The following is a 20,474-nucleotide window of genomic DNA, read 5'->3' as shown; positions in this document are numbered from 1 at the left end:
TATCAGCGTTTCTTCGCTGCGATTCTTTTCGCCTTCTCGGCATTGGCAAAATGCCATTTCGTCATTGATTTTAATGCGGACTCACCATTTTTTAATAAAATTTTCGCCGCTGCTTCATCCACAATTTTTCCTGCACCTTTAGGAAGTGTGACACCGGCAATCCCGCTCAACCGGTCCATCTCCTCTAAAAACGCAACTCTTGCAATAATAGATGCTGCAGCAACCGCTACGTGCAGCCCCTCGGCTTTTGTCGAAAACAAAACATTTTCACGAACGATTTCCGGCTCACTTTTAATATGGTTATAATAAATTCCACGTTCTGCAAACTGGTCGATCAAAATATAATCTGGCTTCCTGTCATTCATTTTCCGTAGAACGTGTTTTAAAGCCTGATTATGGAGCAAAGCTTTAATCTTGCCTTGCGACCACCCTTTTGCTTGAATCTCGTTATATTTCTCGTTTGTTAACGTGAGGACACTATGAATAAGTGTTGCTTGCAGATCAGGGGCGATGTCCCTCATTAAACCATCATTCAATTGCTTGGAATCCTTAACGCCTAGTTCACGAACGAGCTCGATTTGATCCGAGCTGACAAAACAGGCGGCAACCGTAACAGGGCCAAAGAAGTCACCAGTACCCGTTTCATCAGAGCCGAGGACTGACAACTCCGAGAATCCCTCAGGCAATGTTTCGCCTTTCGCTTTTGGCGCTGTTGTTTTATTAGCAGATGATATGACATCCGAACCGCCCCAAATGCCGGCTTCCCGTGTTGCCCCTCCGCCTTGGAATAGCACTTTTCCAGATTTATAAGCAGTAACAGCCGTATCTGGCAGCTTTGCCGCAAAAACGACGCCTGGCGCATTTCGTATAACTTGAAAAGGGGTATAATACGATATTAATTTTTCCAACTTTGCTTTATCCAATTGAAGAACACTTTGGCTCATAAAATTCTTTCCTCTCCGTAATATCTTTTCATATTATACAACAACCTAAGGGGAAGTTGTTTGTCGTACTTGTACAAGCATACGCATGAAACGGAAATCCACGGTTAAACCATCCCTTCCCTTTTCAACTAAAACGATTTCATGGTATGATTGAGTATAAGTTTCTACTTAGGAGGTTTCATCATTGGCAGACGAGCAGAAGACGCGCGTAGCGGTTGACATATATGGACAGACATATACGATTGTCGGCAGTGAAACGAGCAATCATGTCCGGCTCGTCGCTTCGATGGTCGATGAGAGGATGAAGGAGATTAGTTCTCGTAATCCTTATTTGGACAGTTCCAAAATTGCTGTCCTTACCGCTGTGAATAGTGTACATGACTATTTGAAATTAAAAGAACGTATTGAGCTTTTGGAAGAAGAATTGAATAAGTTGAAGGGTTGACGGTCGTTTATGCTTGATTTAATCATACTATTCCTCTTTTTAGGGGGATTGATCACGGGATTTAGACGGGGGCTTATCGTACAGCTTATACATATGACAGGCTTCATCATTGCTCTTATCTTCGCTTACGTATATTACAAACCATTGTCTGAGAAGTTCGTTCTATGGATTCCATACCCGGGGGTAACCGCTGGATCTAAATTGAGTTGGACAGTCGAACAACTTGACTTGGATCAGACGTTTTACAGGATGCTGGCATTTGTACTTATCTTTATCGTTGTCAAATTCGCATTGCAGTTGATTGCGTCCATGTTTGATTTCCTGAAGTTCCTTCCAGTACTGGGATTTTTATCTCGTTTTGGAGGAGCGATTTTAGGATTTATAGAGTTTTATATTCTTATATTTCTACTACTCTATCTACTGGCAATGCTGCCGCTTGATTTCATCCAAGAAATGATTGGCAGATCGCTTTTAGCTGATGCGATATTTGAACATACTCCGATCATTTCAGAAACGGTAAAAAAATGGTGGTATATTTATACGAAGTGACGTATCCCGGCTTGCATTATAACGCAGGCTGTTCTATATGAACGAACTGTTCGGCTTCCCCCCTGGTTGGAGGGAAGCCTTTTTTCTAGAAGGATCCGTAAAAAATGAAGGGGTGGTTACTTATGAACAAGAAAACAATCATTCGTACATTTGAAAAAATCGCGTTGTATATGGAATTGTTGGGAGAAAATCCCTTTAAAGTGGGAGCGTTCCGGAAAGCTGCGAACGTGCTTGAGCTTGACCCGCGAAGCCTCTCTGAGATGGATGATATTTTGAAATTGAAGGGAATTGGCAAAGGGACAGGAGCGGTCATTATCGACTTGATGGAAAAAGGGGAATCCGACTTATTGAAGGAGCTTGAAGAAGAAGTTCCTAAAGGGCTTATTCCATTATTGAAAGTTCCGGGGCTCGGCGGCAAACGGATTGCGAAACTGCGGGAATCGATCGGCATCGATTCAATTGAGTCTTTGCGAATTGCGTGCGAAACAAACAAAGTGAGCGTGCTTCCGGGATTCGGGAAAAAGACCGAGGAGAAGATATTGCATGAACTTCAACAGCTGGGTACCAGAAAAGGGAAACTGCCCGTTTGGCAAGTGGAGTCCATTGTGAAAGCGATTGAAGAGGAATTGCGAGGGGTTGAGGAAATTTCTCGTTTTTCTGTAGCAGGAAGTTTCCGACGTGCAGAGGAAGAAAGCAGCGACGTCGACTTTATAATTGTTACGGATGAGCCCGCGGCAGTTCGGGATAAGCTGATGGAAGTGCTTCCGATTGAAGAAACTGTAGCGGCTGGAGATTCCAAGTTATCCGTCGTTCTTGACATGGCGGATTTGGTCGACGCGGATTTCCGCTTCGTGTCCGAAAAGCAATTTGCGACAGCGGTTCACCATTTCACTGGCTCGAAAGACCATAATGTGAAAATGCGTCAACTGGCTAAATCAAAAGGGATGAAAATCAGTGAATACGGTGTTGAAATGGAAGATGGAACCGTAAAAACGTTTGAATCGGAAGCCGATTTTTTTGCTTTTTTTGATTTGCCATTCATCCCACCTTCCATGCGTAAGGATGGAACGGAAATCGACCGGGCACATGAGATTGCAGAGGTTGTTGCATTCGAGGATATCCGAGGTGATTTCCACATGCATACGACTTGGTCGGATGGAGGTTATTCCATACGAGAAATGGTGGAAGCGTGCAGAGCTAGAGGCTACTCGCATATGGTCATTACAGACCATACGCAATATTTGAAAGTGGCGAATGGGTTGACGCCTGAGCGTGTCCGAGACCAAATTGCAGAAATCCGGAAGTTAAATGCGGAATACGATGATATCGAAATTTTCTGTGGGACAGAAATGGATATCCTACCGGATGGATCTCTTGATTTTGAAGATGATCTCTTAAGTGAGTTGGACTTTGTCATTGCTTCGATCCATTCGAATTTCAATCAGTCGCAAGATAAGATTATGAATCGACTGCATGCTGCGATGAAAAATCCGCATGTTTCCATGATCGCTCATCCGACTGGTAGGATAATCGGACAGAGGGACGGTTATAATCCTGACGTGCCCCAATTGATTGAGTGGGCAAAGAAATATAATAAAATACTTGAGTTGAACGGCAATCCGCACCGTTTTGACTTAGCCGTCGACTATTTGGAAATGGCTCAGAAAGCGGGCGTTAAAATTGCCGTGAATACAGATGCGCATGCAATCGATCAATTGGATCATATGGAAATTGGTGTAAAGTATGCGCAAAAGGCATGGCTGAAAAAAGAGACGGTCGTTAACACATGGCCGCTTGAACAATTCATCCGGGAGATTATCCGGAAATGAAAGGAAGTGTAAGGCATTGGAAAACCGTGTCTTGAAAACACTTGAATTTGACAAAATCCGGGATGTCGTGGCAACTTATTGCACGTCATCTGCGGGACGAACATATATGGAAAAGTTAGTTCCCGTCAGCGACTTTCAAGAAGTTGTCCGATTGCTTGAGGAGACAGACGAAGGGCTCTCTATATTGAGAGTAAGAGGGAACGTACCGATGGGAGGCATTAGCGACATCCGCCCGCATGCAAAACGCGCACAAATCGGAGGTGTCCTTAGTGCATATGAATTGATGGAAACAGCGAATACAATCCGTGCAAGCAGAATTCTAAGGCAGTTCATTGAATCAGTTGACGAGGATGAAGATATTGAAATTCCTCATTTCCTCACGAAGAAAGAGGCGTTGCCGATCCTCACGGGACTTGAGCATGAAATCAATGCTGCCATTGACGAAAATGGACATGTCGTCGATAGTGCTTCAGGAACTCTCCGATCGATCCGTCAAAGTTTACGCATCCAGGAGGGGCGTGTGCGGGAAAAGCTCGAAGGCTATACAAGAGGACGAAATGCTTCAAAAATGCTTTCCGATTCCATCGTAACAATCCGAAACGACAGATACGTCATTCCCGTAAAATCGGAATACCGTTCTCACTTCGGAGGAGTCATCCACGATATGTCATCATCGGGGCAAACGTTATTCATTGAGCCTGATGCTGTTGTCCAAGCGAATAATGAAATCCGTAACTTGAAGATGAAAGAGAAGGATGAAATTGAAAAGATTTTGCAGGAGTTATCCGTAAAAGTTCAAGAAGTAGCCCATGATCTTTTTGTGCTAGTCGATATTTTATCGGAAATTGATATCATTCTTGCCAAATCAAAATATGGAATTGCGCATAAATGTACAAAGCCCGAAGTGAATAACGAAGGATATATCCGTCTAGCGAAAGCTAGACACCCTCTGCTGCCGATCGAACAGGCGGTAGCCAATACAATTGAATTCGGTAAGGATATTACAACAATTGTTATTACTGGACCAAACACAGGAGGGAAGACCGTTACGTTAAAAACTGTTGGGCTATGCACATTGATGGCTCAGGCTGGACTTCCGATTCCTGCATTGGATGGTTCGGAAATAGCCGTATTCGATTCTGTCTATGCGGACATTGGCGATGAACAGTCCATTGAGCAAAGTCTCAGTACGTTCTCTTCGCATATGGTAAACATTGTCGATATCCTGAAAAAATTTGACTCGCGTTCATTGCTCATATTTGACGAGCTTGGCTCAGGCACCGATCCGCAGGAAGGGGCAGCGCTTGCTATTTCCATATTGGATGAAGTGCATGGCACAGGAGCACGTGTAATGGCTACAACTCATTATCCTGAGTTAAAAGCATATGGCTATAATCGTCCTGGCGTTGCGAATGCAAGCGTAGAATTCGATATTGATACATTGAGCCCAACGTATCGATTATTAATCGGAGTTCCAGGCAGAAGTAATGCTTTTGAAATCTCTAACCGTCTCGGTCTCCATGAACATATTATTAAACGCGCGAAAAAGTTCACCGGAACAGACCGTGGAGAAGTAGATTCGATGATCGCTTCATTAGAGTCGAGCAGGGTTCAATCTGAAAAAGATGCAGAACAGACACATGCATTATTAATCGAAACAGAAAGACTGAAAAGGGAATTGGAAGAGAAGCTTTCCGAATTCGATGGTATGAAAGAAAAACTGATCGAGAATGCAAAAGAAAAAGCGAAAAAAATCGTGGACGAGGCTCGTGTCGAATCGGAGGCTGTCATATCCGACCTGCGTGCATTGCGCTTGAACGCAGGTGCGAATGTGAAAGAGCATGAATTAATTGATGCACGTAAACGACTGGAAGGAGCAGCTCCCGAAGATAAAAAGAAAACATTGAAAGCGAAAGCGGCTCCGAGGCCATTAGAAGTCGGTGATGAAGTAAAAGTCATCACATACGGACAAAAAGGCACCCTTATTGAAAAGGTTTCTGCAAAAGAATGGATCGTCCAAATCGGCATCTTGAAAATGAAGCTTGATGAATCCGTACTGGAATACATTAAACCTGAAAAAGTGAAAGATACTGTCGTATCCGCATCTGTAAAGGGAAGGGATTCGTACGTCAAACTGGAACTCGACCTTCGTGGGGAGCGGTATGAAGATGCATTGCACCGTACTGAAAAATATTTGGATGATGCGTTGTTGTCCAATTATCATCAAGTATCAATCATTCATGGAAAAGGAACAGGAGCTTTACGGCAAGGAGTCCAAACATATTTGAAAAATCATCCGCGTGTGAAAAGTTACAGATATGGGGAAGCGGGCGAAGGCGGCCATGGGGTTACGGTCGTTGAACTAAAATAAAAAGTTATACGAAATTGAAACTTTCTTCGTCTCCATTCGTAGAGGTTAGGATGAATGAATTTCAAAGGAGTCAAATAAATGACGGAAACTGGATTTTGGAGCCATCCTCTTGTAGAAACGACAGGTTATTTCAGTGTAGTTGTCCTGTGCCTCGTCGTTTCGATGGTGCTTTTTGAACTTGTAACAAAGTATAAAAATTGGGAAGAGATCCGTAATGGGAATATAGCTGTTGCCATGGCTACCGGCGGTAAGATCTTCGGTGTTTCGAATATTTTTCGTTATTCAATTGAGCAGCATAATACATTGCCGCAAATGATTGGATGGGGCTTATTCGGTTTTGTCTTGCTTGTCATCGCGTACATCCTTTTTGAATTTCTAACGCCGAAGTTCAACATTGACAAGGAGATTGAAGAGGATAATCGTTCCGTCGGCTTCATCTCGCTGACAATATCGGTAGGATTGTCCTTTGTCATCGGTGCCAGCATTTCATAGGAGATATGATATGGAAAAATTGTCTAAGATTTTAATTGTTGTTTGTGTTCTCTTTGTTCTTGTAGGAATATATTGGATGTTCAAGAATACGCCTTGACTTAAATTTTCAAGTCAAGGCATTTTTTCTCTATGAAAACAATATTCTATTTGAAAGCGGATTCATTTATCGATATAATATTTAAAGAAGGAATTTTCTAAGTATTGTAATGGAAAAGGGGGCGTTACAATGACAGGAAGGCCATGGCTGGATATGTATCCGCCAGAAATACCGAAAACGATCGATTATGATCGGATTCCGCTTCAAGAATTCTTAACGAGATCGGGGAATAAGTTTCCTGAAAAGACGGCAATGCATTTCATGGGCAAGGATATAAGTTATAAAGAATTCCATGAATCTGCATTGAAATTTGCCAACTATTTGCGATCGCTAGGTGTTGAAAAGGGGGACCGCGTTGCAATTATGCTTCCGAACTGTCCTCAAAGCGCAATCGCTTACTATGGCATCCTTTATGTTGGAGGGATAGTCGTTCAGACGAATCCACTTTATACAGAAAGGGAATTGTCCTATCAGATGGTGGATTCCGGGGCAAAGGTAATCATTTCACTTGACATTCTTTTTGGACGCATTACGAAAATCATTAAGGAAACAGAGTTGGAGCATGTCATCATAACGGGGATTAAAGACTATTTGCCGTTCCCTAAAAATCTTATCTATCCATTCATCCAGAAAAGAGAGCACGGAATTATCGTGAAGGTGGAACATAGGGGTATGAACCATCTTTTCACGGAAATTATGAAGATAGCAAAACCTGATCCGATTTCATATGAATTTAATTTTGATGAAGATGTTGCGTTGCTTCAATATACAGGAGGGACTACAGGACCTCCGAAAGGTGTCATGCTCACACACTCCAATCTGATCAGCAACGCGCAAATGTGCAATGCATGGCTCTATAAATGCGAAGATGGCAAAGAGATTGTCATGGGAATTTTACCGTTCTTCCATGTGTATGGCATGACGACCGTTCTTATCTTATCCGTAATGTCAGGCAATAAAATGGTGTTAATCCCTAAGTTTGACTTCGATACTGCGCTCAAAGCAATCGATAAACAGAAACCGACGCTCTTCCCTGGTGCACCGACAATCTATATTGGCTTGTTGAATCATCCAGAGCTTTCGAAGTACGACCTTTCTTCAATAAAAGCTTGTATAAGTGGATCTGCTGCTTTGCCAGTCGAATTGCAGGAGAAATTTGAAAAGGTTACCGGCGGAAAGCTTGTGGAAGGGTATGGTCTGACAGAAACCTCTCCAGTCGCCATTGCGAATTTCATATGGGAGGAAAGACGTGTAAAAGGGTCGATTGGTGTTCCGTGGCCAGATACGGATGCGTGCATTTTAGGTCCTGAATCAACAGATCCCCTACCGAATGGGGAAGTCGGGGAAATAGCTGTAAAAGGCCCTCAAGTGATGAAGGGCTATTGGAACAGACCGGAAGAGACCGCCGAAACGTTCCGCGATGGATGGCTGTTAACCGGAGATTTAGGTTATATGGATGATGAAGGTCATTTCTATGTTGTAGATAGGAAAAAGGATATGATCATTGCGAGCGGTTTCAATATTTATCCACGTGAAATCGAAGAAGTGCTGTATGAGCATGATGCAATCCAAGAATGTGTAGTCGCTGGAGTCCCAGATCCTTACCGTGGTGAGACGGTAAAGGCATACATTGTTTTAAAAGAAGGGAAATCGGTGACAGAGGAAGAATTAAATGCGTATTGCCGTGAACATTTGGCTTCCTTCAAAGTACCGCGTAAATATGAATTTAGGAAAGAACTGCCGAAAACTGCAGTCGGTAAAATTTTACGACGCGCACTCATAGATGAGGAGAAAAAGAAGATGGAGCAGGAATTACAAACTTCCTGACGAAAGACTTGACGATAACCGAATAAACGATTAATATGAAAATATGAATGAACCATCATTCATATTTTCTTCTTTTTGGTGGTGAATAAATGAAACGTGATAAACCTAAATATAAACAAATAATTGATGCTGCCGTCATCGTCATTGCTGAAAACGGTTACCATCAGGCGCAGGTCTCCAAGATTGCCAAGGAAGCTGGCGTTGCAGACGGAACGATCTATCTTTATTTCAAAAATAAAGAGGATATCCTTATTTCCGTTTTTCGTGAGAAGATGGGCGTCTTTGTAGACAATGTGAAAGAGATTTTGAAGAAAGAAATCTCTGCTACAGAAATGCTCGCCAAGATGATTGAAAACCATTTCAGTTTGCTCAATGGTGATCGCCACCTAGCCATTGTAACCCAGTTGGAACTACGGCAATCAAACAAAGAACTTCGGTATAGAATCAATGAAGTATTGAAGGAGTACTTGACTTTGCTCGATACCATCCTAAAGGAAGGAATCGAAAAAGGTGAGTTTGACGAGCGGATTGATATTCGGTTGGCCCGTCAAATGGTATTTGGAACAATCGACGAAACAATCACATCATGGGTAATGAATGATCAAAAGTATGATTTAATGAAATTGGCACCAGAAGTCCATCGCTTAATTTTAAACGGAATGAAAGCTTAAATCTCGATTTTTCATGATGCAGAATAGTGCATTTCGGAAAGGGTGGGGAAGAATGGAGTTTTTGAAAATCCATGTTGAAGATGGAGTGGCGACTGTCGCAATCAACAGACCGCCGGCTAATGCTTTATCTAGCAGTCTTATTCAAGAGATTGATAAAGTATTGGACGAAGTGGAAAATGATGATTCTGTCCGGGTTATCGTACTTCACGGTGAAGGCAAATTCTTTTCGGCAGGGGCCGATATTAAGGAATTCACTACAGTGACGTCCGGCGAACAGTTTTCTCAGCTTTCCTCTGCAGGGCAGGACGTTTTTGAACGAATGGAAAGCTTTAAGAAGCCGATCATTGCCGCCATTCATGGCGCTGCACTTGGCGGTGGATTGGAGTTGGCAATGGGATGTCATATTCGGGTTGTCACCGAAAAAGCTAAACTCGGGTTGCCTGAATTGCAATTAGGGCTGATTCCAGGATTTGCCGGAACTCAACGTTTGCCAAGATATGTAGGTGTGGCGAAGGCAGCGGAAATGTTATTAACGAGCGAGCCGATCACTGGGGAAGAAGCGGTACGATGGGGACTAGCCAATCATGCTTTCCCGGATGAGGAACTGCTTCCGAAAACGATGGAAATGGCAAAGAAGATTGCGAAGAAAAGTCCGATTGCCATGAAAGCTGCACTTCGTATGCTTCAATATACGAAAACAGATTCGTTCTACGAAGGGGTGAAGGCGGAGGCCGGTTCATTCGGCGAGGTTTTTGTCTCTGAAGATGCAAAAGAAGGAATCCAAGCTTTCATTGAAAAAAGGGAACCACAATTCAAAGGGAATTAAATAAGCCAGGGAGGTTTGCAATATGAACATTTATGCATTGGTGAAACGTACATTTGACACTGAGGAGAAAATCGCTGTTACAAACGGTAAAATCGCTGAAGACGGCGCTGAATTCATTATCAATCCTTATGACGAATACGCAATCGAAGAAGCAATCCAAGTACGAGACGAACATGGCGGTGAAGTAACAGTCATCACAATCGGCGATGAAGAAGCTGAAAAGCAGCTTCGTACTGCATTGGCAATGGGAGCGGACAAAGCTGTTCTGATCAATACCGAGGACGACTTGGATGAGATGGACGAGTTTACTGCTGCGAAAATCATCGCGGAATACTTAAAAGACAAAAATGCGGATTTGATCCTCGCGGGGAATGTCGCAATCGACGGAGGCTCCGGACAGGTCGGGCCACGTGTTGCGGAATTATTAGGAATCAATTATGTGACAACGATTACAAACCTTGAAATCGACGGCACTTCAGTCAAAATCGTTCGTGACGTTGAAGGGGATTCTGAAACGATTGAAACGTCCCTGCCATTATTGGTCACAGCACAACAAGGATTAAATGAGCCTCGCTATCCATCTTTGCCAGGCATCATGAAAGCAAAGAAAAAACCGCTTGAAGAACTGGAATTGGATGATTTGGACCTTGATGAAGATGATGTGGAAGCTAAGACAGAAACAATTGAAATCTATCTTCCGCCTCAAAAAGCTGCAGGTCGCATCCTAGAAGGAGACTTGGCCGATCAGGTAAAAGAGCTCGTTGAACTTCTTAATAAAGAATCCAAAGTGCTTTGATTGAATTCATAGTGTATTCATATTGTAATGGGAGGGACTCTATATGTCTAAAAAAGTAGTAGTACTTGGTGAAGCTCGTGAAGGGGCATTGCGTAACGTTTCATTCGAAGCAATAGCAGCTGCGAAAACAGTAGCAGACGGCGGGGAAATCGTCGGCTTGCTATTCGGCGACTCAGTTCAAACATTAGGGGAAGAGATGATCAAATACGGTGCGGATCGTGTCATCACTGTGGAGCATCCGCATTTGAAACATTATACATCAGACGGATTCGGCCAAGCATTCATGGCTGTCTATGAGCAAGAGAAACCAGACGCAATCGTGTTCGGTCATACTTCATTAGGGAAAGATCTATCTCCGAAGATTGCTAGTAAACTAGCTTCAGGTTTAATTTCCGATGTGACATCAATCGAAGGAGAAGGCGATGACGCGGTATTCGTCCGTCCGATCTATTCCGGTAAAGCATTTGAAAAAGTGAAAATTAAAGAAGGTCTTCTATTCTTCACAGTTCGTCCGAACAATATTGAGCCGCTTGTAAAAGACGAAAACCGTTCCGGTGACGTTTCTTCCGTCTCTGTTGACATCACGAACTTACGCTCCGTCATTAGCGAAGTCGTCCGCAAGTCGACGGAAGGCGTTGATCTATCAGAGGCGAAAGTTGTCGTCGCTGGCGGCCGCGGTGTGAAAAGTGCTGAAGGTTTTGCACCTCTGGAAGAATTGGCTCAATTACTCGGCGGTGCAGTCGGCGCATCTCGCGGAGCATGTGATGCGGATTATTGCGACTATTCGTTGCAAATCGGTCAAACAGGCAAAGTAGTAACTCCAGATCTATACATTGCAGCGGGAATTTCAGGCGCAATCCAGCATATGGCTGGAATGTCGAACTCAAAAGTAATTGTTGCTATCAACAAAGATCCAGAAGCAAACATTTTTAAAGTAGCAGACTACGGCATCGTCGGAGACTTGTTCGAAGTCATCCCGATGATGATCGAAGAAATCAAGAAAATCAAAATGAATTAATAAGCAAAAGGCTCCTGCGGAAGCGGGAGCCTTTCTCCTAATTGAAGCAGATGTTTCGCCCGTCTATATTTGACATGCTATAATGCAATCATAGTTGGATTTACTAAAGGAGGAAAAGAATAAATGGCTATTACACATGCAACTGACCAAGACTTTAAAGAACAAACAAAAGACGGCCTCGTGCTTGTTGACTTCTGGGCAACATGGTGTGGACCTTGTAAAATGATCGCTCCTGTATTGGAAGAGCTTGACGGTGACCTAAACGGCAAAGCCAAAATCGTCAAAGTTGACGTCGATGAGAACCAAGCGACTGCTGGAGAATTCGGCATCATGTCAATCCCGACACTTGTCCTCTTCAAAGACGGAGAAATTGTCGACAAAGTTGTCGGTTTCCAACCGAAAGAACAACTTGCAGAACTGATCGAAAAACACGCGTAATGGATTACTTGAAACCGGGAACCTTTAGAGGAACCCGGTTTTTTGGTAGGTGAAGAAGATGAATGAAAAAATAGAGCATAAACTATCCTTGCTGCCGGACTTGCCTGGTTGTTACTTAATGAAAGACCGTCAAGGCACCATCATTTATGTCGGTAAAGCAAAAATATTGAAAAACAGGGTCCGCAGCTATTTTACCGGATCCCATGACGCCAAAACACAGCGACTCGTCGGAGAAATCGAGGACTTTGAATATATCATCACTACATCTGATATTGAAGCGCTCATATTGGAATTAAACCTCATCAAACAGCATGACCCTAAGTACAATATCATGCTGAAAGATGACAAAACGTACCCCTACTTAAAAATAACTTCTGAACGGCATCCTAAACTGATTGTGACGAGGCAACTTAAAAAGGATAAGGGGAAATATTTTGGGCCCTATCCGAATGCTACAGCGGCACACGAAACGAAAAAGCTGCTAGACCGTTTGTATCCTTACCGGAAATGCCATCAGTTGCCGGACCGCGTTTGTCTTTATTACCATTTGGGTCAATGCTTAGCCCCTTGTGTGCATGAAATAAAGCAAGAAACATATAAAGAAATGGTGGACGATATAAGCCGCTTCCTGAATGGCGGATATAAAAGCGTGAAAAAAGAGCTAACGGAAAAGATGGCGGCGGCTGCTGAAAATCTTGAATTCGAACGGGCAAAGGAATATCGGGACCAAATTGCTAATATCGAAGCGGTCATGGAGAAGCAAACAATGATGATGAACGACTTCACAGACCGTGACGTTTTCGGGTATGCAGTTGAAAAGGGATGGATGTGTGTCCAAGTATTTTTTGTACGCCAAGGCAAATTGATTGAAAGGGATGTTTCCATATTTCCTTTATATCAAGATCCAGAAGAAGAGCTGCTAACATTCATCGGTCAATTTTACGGAAAGAGCGGCCATCTTCTGCCTAAAGAAATTTTACTGCCAGAAGGAATCGATTTGGAAATCGTTCAACAACTATTGAATGTGAATGTATTCATCCCTCAAAGAGGCAAGAAAAAAGATCTCGTGAAATTATCGAATAAAAATGCTCAAATTTCATTGCGTGAAAAATTCCAGCTCATTGATCGTCAGGAGCAGAGGACCATCGGGGCTTGTGAAGATCTTGGAGAGGCGATGAGGATTTCTACTCCACTGCGAATCGAAGCGTTTGATAACTCCCACACGGGCGGTGTCGATCCGGTATCTGCGATGGTTTCTTTCGTTGATGGAAAACCGAACCGAAAAGACTATAGGAAATATAAAACGAGGACTGCGGCAGCACATGACGATTATGGGGCTATGCGCGAAGTGATCCGCAGACGATATGTCCGCGTATTAAGAGATCAGCTGCCGCTGCCTGACTTGATTATTATTGATGGTGGGAAAGGTCAGATGGAAGTTGCGCGTGAAATCATTGAGGATGAGCTTGGCTTATCTATCCCGATTGCGGGACTTGCGAAGGATGACAAGCATCAGACGGCTCAATTGCTGTACGGAAATCCGGTAGAGGTCGTGCCGTTGAAACGGACGAGCGAGGCATTTTATTTACTGCAACGGATACAAGATGAAGTGCACCGCTTCGTCATTACGTTCCATCGACAACGCAGAGATTCGAATTCATTGACATCTGTTTTGGATGGTTTGCCTGGAGTCGGACCGAAGCGGAAACAGCAATTATTAAAGCATTTCGGTTCCATAAAGAAAATTCGGGAAGCAACTGCAGCCGAATTGAACGAGGCAGGCCTTCCGATTAAGGTTGCGGAGACCGTGATGGAATATTTCAAGGAAGATAAAAAATAAAGGGCTCATATCGAATGTCGATGAGCCCTTCTTCTCTTCTAGGAATCCTCTAGATTATTTTTCTTTTGAAAGAGAGATTTTAGCAAATTGCTATTATACGTTTGTTTTCAAATCCCATTTCACAAGAAAACGGACTTGTTTTTCTTTCGGGAATTTTTCACCATAGCATTCAGTCAAATAGCCATTCAGTATTTGGAACTGTTCAGCGATGAAACCGGCTTCTAGCTGGTAAGATCTTTTTTCTAACAAAGTTGCGTCGCATTGCTCAAGAATGAACATTGCCTCGTCCTTCGCAGATTTGCCCTCGTAGGCGATAAGTGGACCCCAGCCGGCTTCCTGAAAGAAATCGGGAAGTTCGTCGATTGAGAAGATTGGGAACTTCCTTGCCACGTCTTTCCCGGACCAATAGAGGATTTCATCTTCATGTTTACCTAGAATGTTCGGGAGCACATGGTCTTTTATGATTTCATATCCTAATCGTGTCGGAGTTTCATATGTTTGTTTATCCAACGATTATACAGTCCTTTCGGGAGAATCGGTTTGCGGATTGAACTTTTTGACAGCGACCTGTAAAAAGCTCACATCACCTTGACCTCCTCAAAAGTGAGGAGTACAATGAACATGTTATCATATTGTACCATTAAGAGGCATGCCGTCAACGTCCTTCATTTGTACAAACAGTGACGACGCATTTCGGACATATCTCTTAAATAAGGGAGGGTAAAGACTTGTCGAGAGAATCAGATTTTTACTTGCGCCGACTGCATTCATTGCTCGGAATTATTCCGGTTGGGTTGTTCCTGACTCAACACTTGGTTATTAACCATTTTGCAACTCGCGGTGAAGAGGCATTCAATAACGCATCTAACTTTATGGGGAACTTGCCATTCGTTCTTTTCTTGGAATGGTTTGTGATCTATATTCCACTGATGTTCCATGCGTTTTACGGTGTGTACATAGCTTTCACTGCGAAAAACAATGTTCAGCGCTACGGAACTTTCCGCAACTGGATGTTCTTATTGCAAAGGATTACGGGTGTTTTTCTTGTTATCTTCATTGCGTGGCATATTTGGGAGACAAGAATCCAAAAAGCTTTGGGCACTGAAGTGAACTTCGACATGATGGCGAACATTTTGTCTAGTCCATTTATGCTCGTGTTTTACATTGCTGGTGTTATTGCGGCAACTTTCCACTTGGCAAACGGCCTTTGGTCATTTGCAGTTACTTGGGGGTTTGCACAATCACCAAACTCACAAAAAATTGTTTCATACATTACAATACTAGCTTTCTTAGTACTATCGGTAATTGGCATTCAAGCCCTATTGGCATTTGTTGTCTAATTGATCGTAGATAAATTACAGAACATGTAAAAAAATGAGGAGTGAAACAATAATGGCAAAAGGCAGATTGATTGTCGTCGGTGGCGGACTTGCCGGCTTGATGGCAACTATCAAAGCTGCGGAAGAAGGGGTCGGGGTTGACCTGTTCTCACTCGTTCCGGTAAAACGCTCCCACTCCGTTTGTGCCCAAGGCGGCATTAACGGCGCAGTGAATACAAAAGGTGAGGGAGACTCTCCAGCAATCCACTTTGATGACACTGTATATGGAGGAGACTTCCTTGCGAACCAACCTCCAGTCAAAGCTATGGCTGAGGCAGCACCAGGGATCATCCACTTGATGGACCGGATGGGTGTCATGTTCAACCGTACACCTGAAGGATTATTGGATTTCCGTCGTTTTGGCGGTACGTTACATCACCGTACAGCTTTTGCTGGCGCAACTACTGGCCAACAACTTCTATATGCATTGGATGAGCAAGTTCGTCGTCATGAAGTGGCGGGTCTTGTTCAGAAGTACGAGCATTGGGAATTCCTTGGAATCATTATGGATGATGAAGGAATTTGCCGAGGCATCAAAGCGCAAAATATGCAGTCTATGGAAATTAAAGCATTCCCTGCTGACGCGGTCATAATGGCGACTGGCGGCCCCGGAATCATTTTCGGTAAATCAACAAACTCAGTAATCAATACAGGTTCCGCAGCTTCGATAGTTTATCAACAAGGGGCTAAATATGCGAATGGGGAATTTATTCAAATTCACCCGACTGCCATCCCTGGAGATGACAAACTTCGTCTCATGAGTGAATCTGCTCGTGGTGAAGGCGGTCGTATTTGGACATATAAAGACGGTAAGCCTTGGTACTTCCTAGAGGAAAAATACCCTGATTACGGTAACTTAGTACCACGTGACATTGCGACACGTGAAATTTTTGATGTCTGCGTTAATCAGAAATTGGGTATTAACGGGGAAAATATGGTATACCTTGACCTTTCTCATAAAGATCCGCATGAGCTTGACGTAAAACTTGGCGGCATCATTGAGATCTACGAGAAGTTCACTGGCGACGATCCACGTAAATTGCCGATGAAAATCTTCCCTGCAGTCCACTATTCAATGGGCGGACTTTGGGTCGATTACGAACAGCATACAAGCATCCCAGGACTGTTTGCAGCTGGTGAATGTGATTACTCCCAGCACGGTGCGAACCGCCTAGGAGCGAACTCCTTGCTATCTGCCATCTATGGAGGTATGGTTGCAGGTCCGGAAGCGGTCAAGTATATGCGTGGTGTAAAACGCTCTGCAGACGAGCTTCCTTCAACACTATTTGATGCAGCTGTGAAAGACGAACAGCAAAAATGGGACGCAACGTTGAAGATGGATGGCAATGAAAATGCATACATGCTTCATAGAGAACTTGGAGAGATCATGACGGATAACGTAACGGTTGTTCGTTACAACGATAAATTACAAGAAACGGATTACAAGCTTCAAGAGCTTCTTGAGCGTTACGAAAACATCAATATCGTGGACACACAACAATGGTCCAACCAAGGTGCGACATTCACTCGCCAGTTGAAAAACATGCTATACTTGGCACGTGTCATCACATTGGGAGCATTGAATCGTAATGAGAGCCGCGGTGCGCATTACAAACCAGAGTTCCCGAATCGTGACGACGAAAACTTCTTGAAAACGACAATCGCAGAGTTCGATGGAAAATCTGCGCCGATCCTTTCTTATGAAGAAGTGGATGTATCCTTGATTCCGCCGCGTAAACGTGACTATTCAGCGAAGAAAGGAGATTGACATAAGTGACTGAGCAAACAACTGCTGTCCTTGAACAGCCAACTGCAGGTAAAACGGTCAAATTTGAAATTCAGCGACAAGATACACCTGATTCAAAACCGTATATGGAAAGCTTTGAAATTCCATATAGACCGAATATGAACGTCATTTCCGCTTTAATGGAAATCCGTCGTAACCCGGTGAATGCTGACGGGAAGAAAACGACACCAGTCAACTGGGACATGAACTGCCTCGAAGAAGTGTGCGGCGCATGTTCAATGGTGATCAACGGACGTCCTCGCCAATCTTGTACGGCTTTAGTCGATCAATTGACACAGCCGATCCGCCTTGAGCCGATGAGAACGTTCCCGGTTGTACGTGACTTGATCGTTGACCGTGAATTCATGTTCGATTCACTCAAAAGAATCAAAGCTTGGATTCCGATCGATGGCACTTACGACTTGGGCGAAGGTCCACGTATGCCGGAGCGTAAACGCCAATGGGCTTACGAATTGTCTAAATGTATGACGTGCGGTGTATGCCTAGAAGCTTGCCCGAACGTGAACGACAAAACGAACTTCATCGGACCAGCATTATTGTCACAAGTCCGCCTTTTCAACTCGCATCCAACAGGTGCAATGAACAAAGACGAACGTCTTGCAACGATTATGTCCGATGGAGGAATCGGCGAATGCGGTAACTCGCAAAACTGTGTCGTCGCATGTCCAAAAGGTATTCCTTTGACAACTTCCATCGCTGCAATGAACCGTGCAACGACAGTACAAATGTTCAAAAACTTCTTCGGAAGCGACCATATGGTTGACTAATTATAATCTCTTGAAAGAACTGTCCAGAAAGTCGAAAATGACTTTTTGCGACAGTTCTTTTTTCCAATAAAGATATCCCTCGCCTGAAATAAGCCATATATTTTGGAAATCTGATGTGATATTGGATGTTTGCTACATATTTGCTATAATAAAAGAATGAATGTTCATTCATTTTTAAAAAGGGGAGTGGGAATGTTGAGGATTGCTTATATTGAAAACATGGAAAAGTGGATTGAGGAGTTTACTTTTTCAGTACCAGTAACCGTACGATTTTCAGAAACGGACATGTATGGTCATTTAAATAATACAGTCACTTTCGCATATTTTGAATATGCTAGGATTGAATATCTAAAGCACGTCGGTCATATGCAAGATTGGCTGAATCCGAATGGAACGACAATACCTGTCGTCGCTGATCTGCAATGTGACTATATGAAACAAGTATTCTTCGATGAACAAATGTCGATTTATGTAAAATCGGCCTCTGTCGGCAATAGCTCCGTCGACATCCATTATTTGGGGAAAAATGCAAAGGGAGAAATAGCATTTACGGGAAGGGGAACGATTGTCCAAATCGATAGGACAACAGGCAAATCTGTTCCTTGGAAAGACGATCAAAAATCCGGTTTTTCCTTGTAAAATGATGAACGAGCCGGCACAGCCTAAACCATCTTCACATATTGTAAAGTGAACGTGGATAGGAGGGGGCGCGTCTTGACAGGAGAAATGAAAAACCGTTCTTTGCTAACAGCAAGGGAGCGAGAAATCTTTCATCTATTAGTAGATGATCATACGACGAAAGAAATCGCAGGACGGCTCGGCATTAGCGAAAAAACCGTCCGGAATCATATTTCGAATACCATTCAGAAATTAGGAGTATCCGGAAGGGCACAAGCGATTGTCGAATTGTTGCGATTAGGGGAACTGAAACTGAATTAACAAATCTATTGTTGTTCCTTGAATAGCTGACTCGTTATGAACCGTCATATATATGTATATGCTCAGTTCCCTGAAAAAACATGATATACTTATTATCCTTTTTAAAACTGTTGCGTTCTATGATGAAAAAGGTGACAATAAGTAGACAGTATTCGTTTTCAGGGAGCTGGTATATGTGGCGGAACATAACGCAATGAGTCTTGACGGTGCCGAGAACATTGCTCGGATGGAAAAGGAACTTCGATATATATCTGGGATCATTAAGCAACAAGGTCGAAAAATATTAAGCAATTATACGATTACACCTCCACAGTTCATTGCCTTGCAATGGTTGTTCGAGCATGGCGACATGACAATTGGAGATTTGTCGAATAAGATGTATTTAGCGTTCAGCACGACGACAGATCTTGTCGATCGCATGGAAAACAACAGACTCGTGAAAAGAGTGCGTGATGAACAGGATCGCCGCGTCGTACGTATCCACTTATTAGGTGAAGGTGAACGTATTATCGAAGAAGTGATTGACAAACGTCGGAAATATTTGAATGCAGTTCTCGAGGATTTTTCAGAGGTAGAAATAAACGAGTTTTCCCGATTGTTGACTAAACTGCACAAAGAGATGATCAAGGATTGAAGATCCCGAATAATGCACCAATCGGAGTCATTGATTCCGGTGTCGGCGGATTGACCGTCGTAAAAGAAATATTACATTTTTTACCGAATGAAACAATTATTTATATAGGCGATGATGCGCGTTGTCCATATGGACCACGTTCAGTTGAAGAAGTAAAGGAATTTACGTTGGAAATGGCTTCTGCTCTTGCAAAAATGGGCATCAAAATGCTAGTTGTCGCATGCAATACGGCTACCGCGGTGGCGCTGGATATGTTACGTGAACAGTTTCCTTTCCCCGTCTTAGGTGTAATTGAACCGGGTGCGAGGGCAGCTGCGCTTGTATCTTCAAACAGAAAAATTGTTGTATTAGGTACAATAGGCACAGTCAAAAGCAAGGCATATGAGAACGCCATTTCTACAATTTCATCAGATACGGTTGTTATTCCGCTTGCCTGTCCCGAGTTTGTTCCTCTTGTTGAAAGTGGGGCATATAAGCAAACGGACATTCAACCAATTATTAAAAGGACTTTGGAGCCGATTGCACATTTGGAGTTCGATACGGCCATTTTAGGCTGCACGCATTACCCAGTTTTGCATGAGCACATTCAAGAACAATTGCCGTTTGGCGTGAAAATTGTATCATCGGCATATGAGACGGTGCGTGATGTGGAGAATACCTTAACTGGATTAAGCATGGTTAATATCTCCGGTGAAAGAAAAGACCCGATATTTTATACGACTGGGAAACGCACTGACCTAAGAAAATGAGACAAATAAAAACACCTTACGTTGAAAAACGGGTATTGAACCTTAATACATCAACG

At 43.2% G+C, this 20,474-nt stretch carries 21 protein-coding genes; 19 read left to right on the top strand and 2 right to left on the bottom strand.

Translation table 11 applies throughout. From position 1 onward, the window contains the following. Nucleotides 1-2: 2 nt before the first annotated feature. Nucleotides 3-944, bottom strand: coding sequence for a ribonuclease HIII (rnhC, locus tag ACR65H_RS14925; RefSeq protein WP_440501290.1), 942 nt, complete (start codon nt 942-944; stop codon nt 3-5). Between the two features lie 184 nt (nt 945-1,128). Between rnhC and zapA the strand changes: the two genes are divergently transcribed. The 12 genes from zapA (at nt 1,129) to uvrC (ending at nt 14,143) form a co-directional block, all read left to right on the top strand. Continuing rightward, a complete protein-coding gene (gene zapA, locus ACR65H_RS14920) occupies nt 1,129-1,389 on the top strand; it encodes a cell division protein ZapA (protein ID WP_440501288.1) in 261 nt (86 codons plus the stop codon). Between the two features lie 9 nt (nt 1,390-1,398). Continuing rightward, complete coding sequence (locus ACR65H_RS14915; RefSeq protein ID WP_440501286.1) at nt 1,399-1,938, top strand: CvpA family protein; 540 nt, start codon at nt 1,399-1,401, stop codon at nt 1,936-1,938. A 122-nt stretch (nt 1,939-2,060) separates the two neighbouring features. Then, a complete protein-coding gene (gene polX / locus ACR65H_RS14910; RefSeq protein ID WP_440501285.1) occupies nt 2,061-3,767 on the top strand; it encodes a DNA polymerase/3'-5' exonuclease PolX in 1,707 nt (568 codons plus the stop codon). A 16-nt stretch (nt 3,768-3,783) separates the two neighbouring features. Beyond that, the gene (locus ACR65H_RS14905; protein WP_440501284.1) at nt 3,784-6,138 is read left to right on the top strand and encodes an endonuclease MutS2; all 2,355 of its coding nucleotides are present in this window, start codon (nt 3,784-3,786) and stop codon (nt 6,136-6,138) included. 78 nt (nt 6,139-6,216) lie between these two features. Next, complete coding sequence (locus tag ACR65H_RS14900) at nt 6,217-6,630, top strand: DUF350 domain-containing protein (protein ID WP_440501283.1); 414 nt, start codon at nt 6,217-6,219, stop codon at nt 6,628-6,630. 226 nt (nt 6,631-6,856) lie between these two features. After that, entirely contained in the window at nt 6,857-8,554 is a 1,698-nt protein-coding gene (locus tag ACR65H_RS14895; RefSeq protein WP_440501281.1) for a long-chain-fatty-acid--CoA ligase, read from the top strand. 89 nt (nt 8,555-8,643) lie between these two features. After that, a complete protein-coding gene (gene fadR / locus ACR65H_RS14890; RefSeq protein WP_440501280.1) occupies nt 8,644-9,225 on the top strand; it encodes a fatty acid metabolism transcriptional regulator FadR in 582 nt (193 codons plus the stop codon). A 52-nt stretch (nt 9,226-9,277) separates the two neighbouring features. After that, nucleotides 9,278-10,051: an enoyl-CoA hydratase gene (locus ACR65H_RS14885; RefSeq protein WP_440501278.1), complete on the top strand. Its 774-nt coding sequence runs from the start codon at nt 9,278-9,280 to the stop codon at nt 10,049-10,051. A 22-nt stretch (nt 10,052-10,073) separates the two neighbouring features. Continuing rightward, nucleotides 10,074-10,847 carry an electron transfer flavoprotein subunit beta/FixA family protein gene (locus ACR65H_RS14880; RefSeq protein ID WP_440501277.1) on the top strand — a complete coding sequence of 258 codons (774 nt, stop codon included), beginning with the start codon at nt 10,074-10,076 and terminating at the stop codon, nt 10,845-10,847. 43 nt (nt 10,848-10,890) lie between these two features. Beyond that, nucleotides 10,891-11,865 (top strand): electron transfer flavoprotein subunit alpha/FixB family protein, encoded by a 975-nt coding sequence (locus tag ACR65H_RS14875; RefSeq protein ID WP_440501276.1) that lies wholly within the window; start codon nt 10,891-10,893, stop codon nt 11,863-11,865. A 123-nt stretch (nt 11,866-11,988) separates the two neighbouring features. Further along, entirely contained in the window at nt 11,989-12,303 is a 315-nt protein-coding gene (gene trxA, locus ACR65H_RS14870) for a thioredoxin (protein ID WP_440501274.1), read from the top strand. Nucleotides 12,304-12,361: 58 nt separating this feature from the next. After that, on the top strand, nt 12,362-14,143 hold the full coding sequence (uvrC, locus tag ACR65H_RS14865) for an excinuclease ABC subunit UvrC (RefSeq protein ID WP_440501273.1): 1,782 nt from the start codon (nt 12,362-12,364) through the stop codon (nt 14,141-14,143). Between the two features lie 93 nt (nt 14,144-14,236). Here the strand turns inward: uvrC and ACR65H_RS14860 are convergent, their stop codons facing one another. Continuing rightward, the gene (locus ACR65H_RS14860) at nt 14,237-14,653 is read right to left on the bottom strand and encodes a DUF2507 domain-containing protein (RefSeq protein ID WP_440501271.1); all 417 of its coding nucleotides are present in this window, start codon (nt 14,651-14,653) and stop codon (nt 14,237-14,239) included. 218 nt (nt 14,654-14,871) lie between these two features. On the opposite strand from ACR65H_RS14860, the gene ACR65H_RS14855 reads away from it, so the two are divergent. From ACR65H_RS14855 to murI, 7 genes are all read left to right on the top strand, one after another. Continuing rightward, entirely contained in the window at nt 14,872-15,483 is a 612-nt protein-coding gene (locus ACR65H_RS14855; protein WP_440501270.1) for a succinate dehydrogenase cytochrome b558 subunit, read from the top strand. Between the two features lie 52 nt (nt 15,484-15,535). Continuing rightward, complete coding sequence (sdhA, locus tag ACR65H_RS14850) at nt 15,536-17,290, top strand: succinate dehydrogenase flavoprotein subunit (protein ID WP_440501269.1); 1,755 nt, start codon at nt 15,536-15,538, stop codon at nt 17,288-17,290. Between the two features lie 5 nt (nt 17,291-17,295). Beyond that, complete coding sequence (gene sdhB / locus ACR65H_RS14845) at nt 17,296-18,096, top strand: succinate dehydrogenase iron-sulfur subunit (RefSeq protein ID WP_440501268.1); 801 nt, start codon at nt 17,296-17,298, stop codon at nt 18,094-18,096. A 192-nt stretch (nt 18,097-18,288) separates the two neighbouring features. Beyond that, entirely contained in the window at nt 18,289-18,735 is a 447-nt protein-coding gene (locus ACR65H_RS14840; RefSeq protein WP_440501266.1) for an acyl-CoA thioesterase, read from the top strand. Nucleotides 18,736-18,822: 87 nt separating this feature from the next. After that, on the top strand, nt 18,823-19,035 hold the full coding sequence (locus tag ACR65H_RS14835) for a helix-turn-helix domain-containing protein (protein WP_060204861.1): 213 nt from the start codon (nt 18,823-18,825) through the stop codon (nt 19,033-19,035). Between the two features lie 193 nt (nt 19,036-19,228). Further along, nucleotides 19,229-19,669, top strand: coding sequence for a MarR family winged helix-turn-helix transcriptional regulator (locus ACR65H_RS14830; RefSeq protein WP_440501512.1), 441 nt, complete (start codon nt 19,229-19,231; stop codon nt 19,667-19,669). After that, nucleotides 19,666-20,418 (top strand): glutamate racemase, encoded by a 753-nt coding sequence (gene murI / locus ACR65H_RS14825; protein ID WP_440501265.1) that lies wholly within the window; start codon nt 19,666-19,668, stop codon nt 20,416-20,418. Before ACR65H_RS14830 ends, murI begins: the two co-directional genes overlap by 4 nt. Nucleotides 20,419-20,474: the final 56 nt, after the last annotated feature.

Source organism: Sporosarcina sp. SAFN-015, from assembly GCF_059415085.1.
The sequence above is the reverse complement of the archived record's forward strand: the minus strand, read 5'-3'. Positions and strand labels throughout refer to the sequence as shown.

Excerpts from the sequence above, each read along its gene's own strand:
- rnhC (WP_440501290.1), bottom strand. The coding sequence starts at position 944 with ATGAGCCAAAGTGTTCTTCAATTGGATAAAGCAAAGTTGGAAAAATTA.
- ACR65H_RS14915 (WP_440501286.1), top strand. The coding sequence starts at position 1,399 with ATGCTTGATTTAATCATACTATTCCTCTTTTTAGGGGGATTGATCACG.
- polX (WP_440501285.1), top strand. The coding sequence starts at position 2,061 with ATGAACAAGAAAACAATCATTCGTACATTTGAAAAAATCGCGTTGTAT.
- ACR65H_RS14900 (WP_440501283.1), top strand. The coding sequence starts at position 6,217 with ATGACGGAAACTGGATTTTGGAGCCATCCTCTTGTAGAAACGACAGGT.
- ACR65H_RS14895 (WP_440501281.1), top strand. The coding sequence starts at position 6,857 with ATGACAGGAAGGCCATGGCTGGATATGTATCCGCCAGAAATACCGAAA.
- fadR (WP_440501280.1), top strand. The coding sequence starts at position 8,644 with ATGAAACGTGATAAACCTAAATATAAACAAATAATTGATGCTGCCGTC.
- ACR65H_RS14885 (WP_440501278.1), top strand. The coding sequence starts at position 9,278 with ATGGAGTTTTTGAAAATCCATGTTGAAGATGGAGTGGCGACTGTCGCA.
- ACR65H_RS14880 (WP_440501277.1), top strand. The coding sequence starts at position 10,074 with ATGAACATTTATGCATTGGTGAAACGTACATTTGACACTGAGGAGAAA.
- ACR65H_RS14875 (WP_440501276.1), top strand. The coding sequence starts at position 10,891 with ATGTCTAAAAAAGTAGTAGTACTTGGTGAAGCTCGTGAAGGGGCATTG.
- trxA (WP_440501274.1), top strand. The coding sequence starts at position 11,989 with ATGGCTATTACACATGCAACTGACCAAGACTTTAAAGAACAAACAAAA.
- uvrC (WP_440501273.1), top strand. The coding sequence starts at position 12,362 with ATGAATGAAAAAATAGAGCATAAACTATCCTTGCTGCCGGACTTGCCT.
- sdhA (WP_440501269.1), top strand. The coding sequence starts at position 15,536 with ATGGCAAAAGGCAGATTGATTGTCGTCGGTGGCGGACTTGCCGGCTTG.
- ACR65H_RS14840 (WP_440501266.1), top strand. The coding sequence starts at position 18,289 with ATGTTGAGGATTGCTTATATTGAAAACATGGAAAAGTGGATTGAGGAG.
- ACR65H_RS14835 (WP_060204861.1), top strand. The coding sequence starts at position 18,823 with ATGAAAAACCGTTCTTTGCTAACAGCAAGGGAGCGAGAAATCTTTCAT.
- ACR65H_RS14830 (WP_440501512.1), top strand. The coding sequence starts at position 19,229 with ATGAGTCTTGACGGTGCCGAGAACATTGCTCGGATGGAAAAGGAACTT.